The sequence below is a fragment of the Streptomyces sp. NPDC087440 genome, assembly GCF_044744005.1.
In the GTDB taxonomy this organism is placed as follows: domain Bacteria; phylum Actinomycetota; class Actinomycetes; order Streptomycetales; family Streptomycetaceae; genus Streptomyces.
Genome location: NZ_JBIUXN010000002.1, coordinates 298,045 through 309,596, shown reverse-complemented (window position 1 = coordinate 309,596; position 11,552 = coordinate 298,045). Strand labels below are relative to the sequence as shown.

At 71.0% G+C, this 11,552-nt stretch carries 11 protein-coding genes; 4 read left to right on the top strand and 7 right to left on the bottom strand.

Annotation, left to right across the window (positions count from 1 at the left end; genetic code table 11):
* Positions 1-55: 55 nt before the first annotated feature.
* Positions 56-358: a DUF2530 domain-containing protein gene (locus ACIO3O_RS06085; RefSeq protein WP_401742500.1), complete on the bottom strand. Its 303-nt coding sequence runs from the start codon at positions 356-358 to the stop codon at positions 56-58.
* Positions 359-558: 200 nt separating this feature from the next.
* Here ACIO3O_RS06085 and ACIO3O_RS06080 point away from each other — a divergent pair, with 200 nt between their 5' ends.
* A complete protein-coding gene (locus ACIO3O_RS06080) occupies positions 559-2,031 on the top strand; it encodes an NCS2 family permease (protein WP_401742497.1) in 1,473 nt (490 codons plus the stop codon).
* 13 nt (positions 2,032-2,044) lie between these two features.
* Here ACIO3O_RS06080 and ACIO3O_RS06075 read toward each other — a convergent pair whose 3' ends face one another.
* A complete protein-coding gene (locus tag ACIO3O_RS06075; protein WP_266652680.1) occupies positions 2,045-2,227 on the bottom strand; it encodes a ribbon-helix-helix protein, CopG family in 183 nt (60 codons plus the stop codon).
* Between the two features lie 154 nt (positions 2,228-2,381).
* Between ACIO3O_RS06075 and ACIO3O_RS06070 the strand changes: the two genes are divergently transcribed.
* Positions 2,382-2,819 (top strand): MarR family winged helix-turn-helix transcriptional regulator, encoded by a 438-nt coding sequence (locus tag ACIO3O_RS06070; RefSeq protein ID WP_401742493.1) that lies wholly within the window; start codon positions 2,382-2,384, stop codon positions 2,817-2,819.
* Positions 2,820-2,883: 64 nt separating this feature from the next.
* Positions 2,884-4,221: an MFS transporter gene (locus tag ACIO3O_RS06065; protein ID WP_401742490.1), complete on the top strand. Its 1,338-nt coding sequence runs from the start codon at positions 2,884-2,886 to the stop codon at positions 4,219-4,221.
* Positions 4,222-4,322: 101 nt separating this feature from the next.
* On the opposite strand, the gene ACIO3O_RS06060 is transcribed toward ACIO3O_RS06065, so the two are convergent.
* Both ACIO3O_RS06060 and ACIO3O_RS06055 read right to left on the bottom strand, forming a co-directional pair.
* Complete coding sequence (locus ACIO3O_RS06060) at positions 4,323-5,981, bottom strand: amidohydrolase (protein ID WP_401742487.1); 1,659 nt, start codon at positions 5,979-5,981, stop codon at positions 4,323-4,325.
* A 49-nt stretch (positions 5,982-6,030) separates the two neighbouring features.
* Positions 6,031-7,482 carry an APC family permease gene (locus ACIO3O_RS06055; RefSeq protein ID WP_401743391.1) on the bottom strand — a complete coding sequence of 484 codons (1,452 nt, stop codon included), beginning with the start codon at positions 7,480-7,482 and terminating at the stop codon, positions 6,031-6,033.
* A gap of 232 nt (positions 7,483-7,714) precedes the next feature.
* Here ACIO3O_RS06055 and ACIO3O_RS06050 point away from each other — a divergent pair, with 232 nt between their 5' ends.
* Complete coding sequence (locus ACIO3O_RS06050; protein ID WP_401742484.1) at positions 7,715-8,440, top strand: TetR/AcrR family transcriptional regulator; 726 nt, start codon at positions 7,715-7,717, stop codon at positions 8,438-8,440.
* 733 nt (positions 8,441-9,173) lie between these two features.
* On the opposite strand, the gene ACIO3O_RS06045 is transcribed toward ACIO3O_RS06050, so the two are convergent.
* From ACIO3O_RS06045 to ACIO3O_RS06035, 3 genes are all read right to left on the bottom strand, one after another.
* Positions 9,174-10,175, bottom strand: coding sequence for an aldo/keto reductase (locus ACIO3O_RS06045; RefSeq protein WP_401742481.1), 1,002 nt, complete (start codon positions 10,173-10,175; stop codon positions 9,174-9,176).
* 65 nt (positions 10,176-10,240) lie between these two features.
* On the bottom strand, positions 10,241-10,834 hold the full coding sequence (locus ACIO3O_RS06040; RefSeq protein WP_401742478.1) for a Uma2 family endonuclease: 594 nt from the start codon (positions 10,832-10,834) through the stop codon (positions 10,241-10,243).
* Positions 10,835-10,949: 115 nt separating this feature from the next.
* Positions 10,950-11,525, bottom strand: coding sequence for a MarR family winged helix-turn-helix transcriptional regulator (locus tag ACIO3O_RS06035; protein WP_401742476.1), 576 nt, complete (start codon positions 11,523-11,525; stop codon positions 10,950-10,952).
* Positions 11,526-11,552 lie beyond the last annotated feature (27 nt).

Here is an 11,552-nt window from a genome sequence, read left to right as displayed (position 1 = left end):
TACGACCGATGGGCGGACGCGTTCGCGTGCCCTACGCGGTGGCTGCGACCCGTTGCTACGGAGTGACCGGCCCCGGCGTCCCGCCCTCGGCCTCCGCCTCCCGGGCGGCCTTCTCCGCCGCGAAGCGCTTCAGTGCGGCGTCGCGCCCCCGGACGTACCAGATGCCGATGAGCCCGAGGCCCGCTCCGGCCAGCGGGGTCCAGTACCACCAGGTCAGACCCCGGTCGGCGAACCAGCCGTAGAACGCGGCCTGGGCGAGGAAGAGCACGAACCAGATGATCGTGCCGCCGACGATCGTGCCGACGACGGGCCCCTCCAGGGGCTCGGGTGCCTCGTGCTGCGCTGTCCACTTCGCCATGCGGGTCAGTGTAGGCGGCATCCGGGAGGGGGTCGCGGGAAGGCCGTGGGGCCAGTGAGCCCAAGGGTCTACGCGCGGAGATACCGATCTTCGCCTTATGCATTCATACTGAATCTGCCTTGGTTTGACTTGTTCCGTTCGTTTAAACCTCCAAGTCCGGCCGAATTTCGCCCCGCTCCTGTCTCCCCGTGAGGTCACGCATGTCCCCCGCCAGCTCCCCGGTGGATGCCGCCGAGCAGCCGCCCGCCCCCGAGTCGTCCGCGACGCAGCCGACGGGGCCGGTCAACGGACTCGACCGGTTCTTCAAGATCACCGAGCGGGGTTCGACCGTCGCGCGCGAGCTGCGCGGTGGTCTCGCCACCTTCTTCGCGATGGCGTACATCATCGTGCTGAACCCGATCATCCTCGGCAGTGCCAAGGACATGTACGGGCACCAGCTCGACAACGGTCAGCTGGTCACCGCGACCGTCCTGACCGCCGCCCTCTCCACCCTCCTGATGGGCGTCATCGGCAACGTGCCGATCGCGCTCGCCGCCGGTCTCGGCGTGAACACCGTCGTCGCCCTCCAGCTCGCACCCAAGATGAGCTGGCCCGACGCGATGGGCATGGTCGTCCTCGCCGGTGTCATCGTCATGCTGATGGTCGCCACCGGGCTCCGCGAGCGCGTGATGAACGCGGTGCCGCTGGGCCTGCGCAAGGGCATCGCGATCGGTATCGGCCTGTTCATCATGCTGATCGGCCTGGTCGACTCCGGCTTCGTCTCGCGCATGCCGGACGCCGCGCACACCACCGTTCCGCTCCAGCTCGGCACCGGCGGCCACCTCACCGGCTGGCCGGTCCTGGTCTTCGTACTCGGCGTACTGCTCACGATGGCGCTGCTGACCCGCAAGGTGCCCGGCGCGATCCTGATCTCGATGGTCGTCATGACGATCGTCGCGATGGTCATCCAGGCGTTCGTCGACCTGGACAGCTGGGGCCTGACCACGCCCGAGTGGCCCGGCAACCCGGTCGCGCTCCCCGACTTCGGGCTGGTCGGCCAGGTCAGCCTGTTCGGCGGCTTCAGCAAGGTCGGCATCCTCACCGGCGTCCTCTTTGTCTTCTCCGTCCTGCTGTCCTGCTTCTTCGACGCGATGGGCACGATCCTCGCCGTCGGCGACGAGGCCAAGCTGACCGACGAGAAGGGCAACCTGCCCGGCGTCAACAAGGTCCTCCTGGTCGACGGCCTCGCGGTCGCCGCGGGCGGCGGCACCTCCTCCTCCGCCACCACCTGTTTCGTGGAGTCCACGGCGGGTGTCGGCGAGGGCGCGCGCACGGGTCTGGCCAACATGGTCACCGGCGGCCTCTTCGCGATCGGCCTGTTCCTGACCCCGATCGTCACGATGGTCCCGTCGCAGGCGGCCACCCCCGCGCTGCTCGCGGTCGGCTTCATGATCCTGGCGGGCTCGGTCAAGGCCATCGACTGGAGCGACTACACGATCGCGATCCCGGCGTTCCTGACCATGCTGATGATGCCGTTCACGTACTCGATCACCAACGGCATCGGCATCGGCTTCGTGAGCTTCTGCGTGCTGCGGCTCGCGGCGGGGCGCGGTCGCGAGGTGCCGATCGCGATGTACGCCGTCTCGGCGGTCTTCGCCTTCTACTACCTGATGCCGGCGCTGGGTCTGACGTAAGCGCCGGGGGCTGCTAGGTCAGCCCGTAGAACTTCTCCGTCTCGTCGACCGCCGTCTTGAAGCGCTCGTCGAAGTCGTCGCGAATGAGCGTCCGGGTCACATAGTCCTGGACGCTCATTCCGCGTTTTGCGGCACGGTCCCGGAGGCGGTCGAGGAGATCGCCGTCTATCCGCAGGCTGAGCACTGACGAGTCCATGTGCCCAGGGTCGGGCCGGTCGGCCGCCGGGCACGTCACTTTCCGGCTGCGGCTCACTCGTACGGGTGACATGTGAGGTGAGATCCGCCACCGCTGCGTATACGCCTGTGATTCAGGTGGTCCTTAGCATGGGTAATGAGTTACGCTAACAAACATGCCTGACCTGTCCCACGGCGACAACGCCGCCGCCGTGAACGCCCTCCGTTCCGCCGTCATGCTTCTCGGCCGTCGCCTGAAGCACCAGCGCGTGGACGAGTCGCTGAGCCCCACCGAGATGTCGGTGCTCGGCACCCTCGCCCGCTGTGGCAGCGCCACCCCGGGCGAGCTGGCCCGCAAGGAGCACGTGCAGCCGCCGTCGATGACCCGCATCGTGGCGCTGCTCGAAGCCAAGGGACTGGTCCGGCTCGAGCCGCACCCCGAGGACCGCCGTCAGAAGGTGGTCAGCCAGACCGAGACCGCCGAGGCGATGCTCGAAGAGAGCCGCCGCAAGCGGAACGTCTGGCTGGCACATCTCGCCGACGGTCTGGACGAGGACGACTGGGAGAAGCTGCGCGCTGCCGCCCCCGTCCTGGAGAAACTCGCCCACCTGTAAGAACTGCCCAGGGTGGGCGCCTGACGACAACAACCCCGCGCGCCGTCGAGGAGGCGAACCCACTTTGAGTACGGGATCCGGAGCAGACTCCGCCCCCGCACCGACCACCCCCAAGCAGTCCATGTTCAGCTCGCTCAGGAACCGGAACTACCGGCTCTTCGCAAGCGGGCAAGTCATCTCCAACACCGGCACCTGGATGCAGCGAATAGCCCAGGACTGGCTGGTGCTCTCGCTCACCGGCTCCGCCTCCGCCGTGGGCGTGACGATCGCCCTTCAGTTCCTGCCGATGCTGCTCTTCGGTCTGTACGGAGGAGTCCTGGCCGACCGGCTGCCCAAGCGGCCGCTGCTGCTGGTGACGCAGTCCGCGATGGGCCTCACCGGCCTCGCGCTGGCCGCGCTGACGCTGACCGGCAACGTCGAGGTCTGGCACGTGTACGCCACCGCCTTCGTCGGCGGTCTCGTCACCGTGGTCGACAACCCGGCGCGGCAGACCTTCGTCGCCGAGATGGTCGGCCCCAAGGACCTTCGCAACGCGGTCAGCCTGAACTCCGCGAACTTCCAGTCGGCCCGGCTGGTCGGCCCCGCCGTGGCGGGTGTGCTGATCACGGCCGTGGGCAGCGGTGTCGCCTTCCTGCTGAACGGCCTGTCCTTCCTGGCCCCCATCGCGGGTCTGCTGATGATGCGTACCTCCGAACTCCACAAGGTCGAGCGGACCCCGCGCGGCAAGGGACAGCTGCGGGAGGGACTGCGGTACGTCGCGGGCCGCCCGGAGCTGATCTGGCCGATCGTGCTGGTCGGCTTCATCGGGACCTTCGGGTTCAACTTCCCCATCTGGCTCTCGGCCTTCACGGACGACGTCTTCCACGAGGGGGCGGGGACGTACGGCCTGCTCAACACCCTCATGGCGGCGGGCTCGCTGGCCGGTGCGCTGCTCGCGGCCCGGCGCGGCACCTCGCGGCTGCGGCTGCTGGTGGGCGCCGCGCTGCTGTTCGGCGTGCTGGAGGCGGTCACCGCCTTCGCGCCGTCCTTCTGGCTGTTCGCGGCGCTGATGGTGCCGATCGGGATGTTCGGCCTGACGGTCAACGTCACGGCGAACTCCAGCGTCCAGATGGCGACCGACCCCGCGATGCGCGGACGCGTCATGGCCCTCTTCATGATGGTCTTCACCGGCGGCACCCCGCTCGGCGCCCCGCTGCTCGGCTGGATCACCGACACCTACGGGGCCCGGGTGGGCTTCGCCGCCGGTGGCCTCATCTCGGCCCTCGCGGCGCTGGGCGTCGGCGCGCTGCTCCTGCGGGTCGGCGGCCTCCGCCCGAAGCTGGACCTGCGCCGGGGGCACGAGCACTTCCGGCTGGTCCCGAGCGCACGGGCCCGCCGCCGCGAGCTGGTGGCGGTGGCCTGACGGTCGCGCGCGGATGCCCCCGTCCCCCTTCCGAGGGGGGCGGGGGCATCCTGCGTTTCCCGGGCCTGCTCCGTGACCTGCTCCGTGACCTGCTCCGTGGCCTACTCCGTCGCCGCGTACACCGCTTCGCCGCCCACGTACGTTCCCACCACCCGGGCCTCGGCGATCTCCTCCGCCGGTCCGGCGAAGACGTCCCGGTCGAGGACCGTCAGGTCGGCGAGCATGCCCACCCGGATCGCGCCCGTCTCGTCGAGGTGGTTCACGTACGCGCTGCCTGCCGTGTACGCCGCGACCGCCGACCCCAGGTCGATCCGCTGCTCCGGCAGGAAGACCGGCACGTCCGCGTCCGCGCCCGGCTCGCGGCGGGTCACCGCGACCTGGAGCGCGGCCAGCGGGTCGGGGCTGCTGACCGGCCAGTCGCTGCCCGCGCACAGGGTGGCCCCGGAGCGCAGCAGGTCGCCGAAGGGGTACTGGTGGGCGGCGCGCTCCGTCCCCAGGAAGGGGATGGTCAGCTCGTCCATCTGGGGTTCGTGGGCCGCCCACAGGGCCTGGATGTTGGCGCTCGCGCCGAGTGCGCGGAAGCGGGGGACGTCGTCCGGGTGGACCACCTGGAGGTGGGCCAGGTGCGGGCGGGTGTCGGTCCGGCCGTTGGCCGCCCGGGCCGCCTCCACCGCGTCCAGGGCCTCCCGTACCGCCCGGTCGCCCAGCGCGTGGAAGTGCACCTGGAAGCCCGCCGCGTCGAGCGCGGTGACGTACGAGGAGAGCGCCGTGGGCTCGATGAAGGAGATGCCGGAGTTGTCGGAGGCGCAGCCGCAGGCGGTGAGGTACGGGTCGAGCATGGCGGCCGTGTGGTTCTCCGCGATGCCGTCCTGCATGATCTTCACGGTCGAGGCGCGGAGCCGGTCGCCGATGGTCAACTCGGCCCGCCGGGCGAGGAGTTCGGGTATCTGCTCCTCGCCGCGCGCCCGGTCCCACCACAGGGAGCCGACCACCCGCGCCGTGAGGAGCCCGTCGCGGGCGGCCGCCGCGTAGGCGCGGGCCGGGTCGGCCATGCCCGCGTGGTCGCCGAGGAGGGCGTCCTGCCAGGCGGTGATGCCGTGCGCGTGCAGGAGGGCCTGGGCGCGGAGCAGTCCGGAGAGGAGCTGGGCGTCGGTGAGGTCGGGCACGTGGCGGGCGACCAGGCCCATCGCGCCCTCCTGGAGCATGCCGGTCGGAACGCCGTCCGCGTCGCGCTCCAGCCGCCCGTCGGCCGGGTCGGGGGTGTCCTTCCCGAGCGAACACACCTCCAGGGCGCGGGAGTTGACCCACCCGCCGTGGTGGTCGCGATTGACGAGGTAGACCGGCCGGTCGGGCACGAGGGCGTCGAGGAAGCCCCGGTCGGGGGTGCCGCCCGGGAAGGCCTCCAGCGACCAGCCGCCGCCGGTGATCCACTCCGCCTCGGGGTGGGCGTCGGCGTACGCACGGATGGTCTCGCGGTACTCGTCCGCCGTGATGGCCCCCGTCAGGTCGCACTGCCCCATCTCGACGCCGCCGCCGACCGGGTGGACGTGCGCGTCCTGGAAGCCCGGCAGGAGCAGCTTCCCCGCGAGGTCCACCACCTGGGTGCCGCGCCCGATCAGGTCGCGCACCTCGTCGTGCCCGACGGCGACGATCCGTCCGCCCCGGACGGCGACGGACGTGGCGCGGCTGCGGGCGGAGTCGACGGTGTGCACCGGTCCGCCGGTGAGGACGAGGTCGGCGGGGTGGTCGAAGGTCGGCATGGTGGTGCTCCTCGGGGTGGTGCGGCGGTGTCGTACGAGATCGGTGGGATCAGTGAGGTGTGGTGGCGGCCCGGTCCATGGGCAGGACGACATGGTCGGGGTCGGTGCCCCGGCCCCGCCCCTCCGGCGTGAAGTACGGCGACTTCCTCCCCCACTTGGCGATCGCCGCGGCGACGAAGCCCGAGCCGACCACGACGACGGGAATGGTCAGCATGAACCACCCGTTGTCCGGGCTCGCCTCGAAGTGGTCGCTCATCGTGGCGTACGTGTACGCCAGGTACGCCCCGAGTCCGAAGAGCGCGAGCCCGCTCGCCGCCGGGACGACGACGGAGGCGAAGGCGTCCCGCGCACCGGCCTTCAGGTTGGCCCGGAAGCGGACGGCGCAGGCGATCGCGGTGAGCCCGTAGTAGAGGGAGACGGTGAGGCCGATGGAGTTCACGGCGGTCAGGATCATGTCGTTGAGCTTGGGGATGCCGACGGCGAGGACCGCGATCCCGGCGGCGATGGCCATCAGGATCAGCGTCCCCACCGCGGGCGTCCCGAAGCGCGGGTGGATACGGGTCCACACCTTGCCGAGCGTACGGTCGCGGCCCATCGCGAAGTTGCCGCGCGCGGTGGGGATGACGCTGGACTGGAGCGAGGCGAAGGCGGAGCACATCAGCGCGGCCAGCGGGAGGGAGGCCCAGGGCTCGGCGGCGAGGTGCGAGCCGAGGAAGGTGAGGGCGGCGGGCCCGTTCTCCACCAACTCGCCGGTGTCCATGACCCGTTGGAAGGCGATCGACGCGAACAGGAACAGCCCCAGCATGGTGAACAGCGCGATGAACCCGCCCCGCGCCGCGTCCTTCGGGTCCTTGCTCTCCTCGTTCACGCTGAAGGCCGCGTCCCACCCCCAGAAGATGAAGACCGCGAGCACCAGCCCCTGCGCGAGCGCCTGCCCGGACGAGATCTCGAAGGGATTCAACCAGGAGAAGGAGAACGGCTGGTCGCCGACGACGATCGCCCACCCGCAGAACACGATCAGCACGGCGTACTCGAAGATCAGCAGCCCGAGCTGGAGGCGGGTCGCCCCCCGCACCCCGGTGATCGCGGTGATGGTCACGGCCACGAGCGCGACGAGCCCGACGACCGTGCTGACCCCGGTCGACGTCGGGTCGAGCGCGACGCCGAAGGCGGACTCCATCCCCAGCTTGTTGAGGAACTGGAGGATGACCGAGCCGGTGACGGCCCCGGTGTACGCCATGAAGATCATGGTGCCGACGAGCACCACCCACCCGGTGAGGAACCCGGACCAGGGCCCGATGGTCCGCCCCACCCAGGTGTAGCCGCTCCCGCAGTTCGGCTCCGTCCGGTTCAGCCGGGCGTACGCGAGGGCGATCCCCACGATCGGCAGGAACGCGATCAGCAGCAGTACGGGAGTCTGCCGCCCCGCGTACGCGGCCAGCGACCCCATCCCGATCCCGATGCTGGTGGTGGCGGCGGTGCTGGAGGCGGCGATGGCCATGCCGTCCTTGACGCCGAGGGAGCGGCGCAGGGCGGGCGGCGACGTCAAAGACGGTGGCTGCTGCGTGTTCGGGGGCACGGCGCACACTCCTGCGGGGTCATGGGGTTTCGGGTGGTGTGCGCCGATGAAACAGCCGCCGTCAGAGTTATGTCAATGGTGTTGACGTAACGCGGTGGTTAACTGGCGCGCGGAAGGTGTACGGACGGGGCCGGGCCGAGGGAGGGGCGTGCGGATGACCATGCCGAGGGCGAAGGACGACGCGACGGCGGGCACGGGGCGCGTCCCGGTGGAACGCAAGCGGCGGCGTCCGACCCGCTCGGGGGCGGTCCTCTCCGCCGAATCGATCGTCGAGAAGGCTCTCACCCTGGTGGACGAGCACGGCGCGGACGCCCTGACCATGCGCAAACTGGGCCAGGCGCTGGGGGCGGACCCGAGTGCGGTCTACCGCTACTTCCGCTCGGTGGAGGATCTGCACCTGGCCCTGGGCGACCGCCTGATCGGCGAAACGATGTCCGGCTTCACGCCCGACCCCGCCGACTGGCAGTCCTCCCTGCGCGACTTCGGCATACGGGCCTACCGCTCGGCCCAACGCCACCCGCGGGCGGCCCTGTTGAGCGGCTTCCGCGTCACCCGCCTCCCCAACGAACAACGCGCCATCGACACGGGCATCGGCCTGCTGCGGGCGGCGGGCTTCGGCCCGCGGGACGCGGTCCGCCACTACCACGTCTTCGTGGACACGGTCCTGGGCCACGCCGCGCTGGACGCGGCGGTGCAGGGTCTGCGTCCGGAGCAGCGGGAGGCGGACGAGGGGGCGTGGGCCGATGTCTACGCGGACCTCTCCCCGTCCACGCACCCCCACTTGCACGAGGCGCGTGCCCACCTCCCGCTGATGCGCGACTCGGCTTTCGAACGCGCCCTGGACCTCCTCCTGACGGCGATCGCCTCGGCGCCCCGATAGGGGCGCGCCCCGTCAGGGGCGCGGGGCTGTGTTGTACGTGCGGCTCCGCCGCGCGGGCGCCCCTTCAGGGGCGCGGGGAACTGCGCGACCAGCCACGATGCTCCCGCACGGGAACCGTGTGCGGCCGCGCGGCGAGCGCTTTAGGGAAAGGGGCGGGTCCGGGGCCTCTTCTGCCCGAGCCGGGCGGGGCTGTGCGTCCGGTACGGGGGCGGGCCGGGGCCCCTTTGGACGTGCGCCCGGTGGCGGGGCGGAGCCAGGGGCGGTACCCGGGTGGGCCGGGAGCGAGAGGGGCCGCCCCCTTGCCCGCCCGTCCCGCCCCCGGGGGGGCGGCCCCGCCGCCCAAGGGGGCTACGGGGAAGGGGAGGGGCGGTTCCGTCGCCCCAAGGGGGCTAGGGGGAAGGGGAGGGGGGCGGCCCGCCGCCCAAGGGGGCTGGGGGAAGGGGGAAGGGCGGCCCGCCGCCCAAGGGGGGTAGGGAGGTGGAGAGGGGCCCCCACCGGCACCCCGTGGACGGTGTCCGAGCTCACCCTCGTGTGCAGCGGCCCGCACAGACGCCCCCGTTGCGAGGCCCCCGCCGCGTGGCCCCCGGGCCGGTGGCCGGACCCGTCAGCCCCGCCGGTTACGCTCGATACGTGAATCCCAAAATCCGTAACCAGATCATGGCCGGCGTCCTGGTCCTCATGTTCGTCGTCATCGCGGCGGCCTCCATCCTCGGGAACTGACCCCGAGCGAACCTCACCAGGCGAACGCCTCCGGTGACGCCCCCGGCCCCGGGAAGATCTCGTCCAGCCCGGCCAGCACCTCCTCCGAAAGCTCCAGCTCCACCGCCCGCAGCGCGGACGCGAGCTGGTCGGCGGTGCGCGGGCCGACGATCGGCCCGGTGACGCCGGGCCGCGTCAGCAGCCACGCGAGGGCCGCCTCGCCGGGTTCGAGGCCGTGCTTGCCGAGCAGGTCCTCGTACGCCTGCACCCGCGCCCGTACCTCCGGCTTCGCCAGTTCGTCCGAGGCCCGCCCGGACGCGGTGCGCCCCGCGCCGGAGCCCTCCCGCTCCTTGCGCAGCGCGCCGCCGAGCAGCCCGCCGTGCAGCGGCGACCAGGGGATGACCCCGAGCCCGTACTCCTGGGCTGACGGAATGACCTCCATCTCGGCGCGCCGCTCGGCGAGGTTGTAGAGGCACTGCTCGCTCACCAGCCCGTACGAACCGAGCCGCCGCGCGGTCTCGTTGGCGCGGGCGATGTGCCACCCGGCGAAGTTCGACGACCCGGCGTACAGGATCTTCCCCTGCCGCACGAGCACGTCCACGGCCTGCCAGATCTCCTCGAAGGGGGTCGACCGGTCGACATGATGGAACTGGTACACGTCAATGTGGTCGGTCCCCAGCCGCCGCAGGCTGGCCTCGACCGACCGCCGGATGTTGAGGGCCGACAGCTTGTCGTGGTTGGGCCACGGGGGCTCGCCGTCGCCCGCCATGTTGGCGTACCCCTTGGTCCCGAGGACGACCTTGTCGCGCCGCCCGCCGCCCTGGGCGAACCACGACCCGATGATCTCCTCGGTGCGGCCCTTGTTGTTGCCCCACCCGTAGGCGTTGGCGGTGTCGAAGAAGTTGATGCCCGCGCCGAGGGCGGCGTCCATGATCGTGTGACTGTCGGCCTCGTCGGTCTGGGGCCCGAAGTTCATCGTGCCGAGGACAAGACGGCTGACCTTGAGTCCGGTGCGTCCGAGCTGTGTGTACTTCATGACCCTCAACCCAACGCCTTCGAGCGCGCTCGATGCAAGGGGGCCCGTGCGGTCCCGGCGGGGGTTCAGTCGCGGGGGAAGTCGCTCGTGTCGAGTGTGAGGTCGAGGACGGTGCCGGTCATGTCGACGGTCTCGCCGAAGTCCAGGGACAGGCTGCCCTTGTACTCGTCGTCCTTGGGGAGGGTGTGGAGGTGCCATTCGCCGGTGTACGGGTCGACGATCAGGTACACCGGGACACCTGCGGCGGCGTAAGTGGCCTTCTTGGAGCCGTAGTCGTTGGCCGCGGTGTCCTGGGAGATGACCTCGGCCACGAATTCGATGTCCCGGTGGTTCCAGCGGCCGGTTTCGGGGTCCTTCCGTGCGTCGTCGCGAAGCTTCACCACGTCGGGAGCCAGGCCGTTCAGCCGCCCCTCGAAGTCGATGCGTACGTCGGACGTGACCTTGGCCTTGAGGCCGAACCGGTCCTCCAGGGCGCGCACGATCCTGCGGATGATCTGCCAGTGCGTGTCCGTCTGCGGCGACATGTAGACGGCACCCTCGACGATCTCGACCTTGTATCCCTCGGGGGTCGGCTCAAGCCACTCGAACATCATGTCCAGAGTGGGATCGTCGCTGCTGTCGGTCATCCTGATCCCCTCGGGCGCCTCGGTGATCGTCATGATGCCGCTCCTCCCCGCTGCCGCTCGTGGCCAGCGGGCAGTCGCGCAGTACAACGATACGTACGGTGACGTGGTTACGCAGGGGTGACGGCCCTGCCGGCGTTGACGGCCCGCCTCACCCGCCCAACCACCCCGCCGCGTCCAGCCGATACCGGTCGGAAGGCGGGACGACCGTCCGCAGGGCGGCCTCCATCTCCTGTACGCGGTCGTGTCCGGCCGCAGCCGCCCACTCGGCCCGCAGGGACTCGAAAATCACCGCCGACCGGGTCAGCAGATCGCGGCCCTGCGGGGTGAGGCGGACGACCTTGCGGCGGGCGTCGGCGGGGTCGGCGGCCGTGGTGACGTAACCGAGGGCGGTCAGCCGGTCGACGGTCTTGCCCGCGGCCTGCTTGGAGATGCCGAGCCGCCGCCCGATCTCGCTGGCGGTGGCGCCGTTCGCGACGGCCTGGAGGGCGAAGCCGTGGGCGGGGCGGGCGACGGGGTGGCCCTGGGCGGCCAGCTCGGTGTGCAGGCGGTCGATCAGTGACCGGAACCCGGAGAGCAGGAGGAAGGGCAGCTCCCAGGCGGGGCCGTCCTCGCTCGCCTCGCCCGCCGGGGGAATCTCCTCGCTCGCCTCGCCTGCCGTGGGCATCCCCTTGCCCAGATCGACAACCTGGTTTACCTTCATCTCATCGTCAACCATGTTGTCCATTCTAGGTCCACGGCCGAGGAGTCGCCC

Excerpts from the sequence above, each read along its gene's own strand:
- ACIO3O_RS06085 (WP_401742500.1), bottom strand. The coding sequence starts at position 358 with ATGGCGAAGTGGACAGCGCAGCACGAGGCACCCGAGCCCCTGGAGGGG.
- ACIO3O_RS06080 (WP_401742497.1), top strand. The coding sequence starts at position 559 with ATGTCCCCCGCCAGCTCCCCGGTGGATGCCGCCGAGCAGCCGCCCGCC.
- ACIO3O_RS06075 (WP_266652680.1), bottom strand. The coding sequence starts at position 2,227 with ATGGACTCGTCAGTGCTCAGCCTGCGGATAGACGGCGATCTCCTCGAC.
- ACIO3O_RS06070 (WP_401742493.1), top strand. The coding sequence starts at position 2,382 with ATGCCTGACCTGTCCCACGGCGACAACGCCGCCGCCGTGAACGCCCTC.
- ACIO3O_RS06060 (WP_401742487.1), bottom strand. The coding sequence starts at position 5,981 with ATGCCGACCTTCGACCACCCCGCCGACCTCGTCCTCACCGGCGGACCG.
- ACIO3O_RS06055 (WP_401743391.1), bottom strand. The coding sequence starts at position 7,482 with ATGGCCATCGCCGCCTCCAGCACCGCCGCCACCACCAGCATCGGGATC.
- ACIO3O_RS06050 (WP_401742484.1), top strand. The coding sequence starts at position 7,715 with ATGACCATGCCGAGGGCGAAGGACGACGCGACGGCGGGCACGGGGCGC.
- ACIO3O_RS06045 (WP_401742481.1), bottom strand. The coding sequence starts at position 10,175 with ATGAAGTACACACAGCTCGGACGCACCGGACTCAAGGTCAGCCGTCTT.
- ACIO3O_RS06040 (WP_401742478.1), bottom strand. The coding sequence starts at position 10,834 with ATGACGATCACCGAGGCGCCCGAGGGGATCAGGATGACCGACAGCAGC.
- ACIO3O_RS06035 (WP_401742476.1), bottom strand. The coding sequence starts at position 11,525 with ATGGACAACATGGTTGACGATGAGATGAAGGTAAACCAGGTTGTCGAT.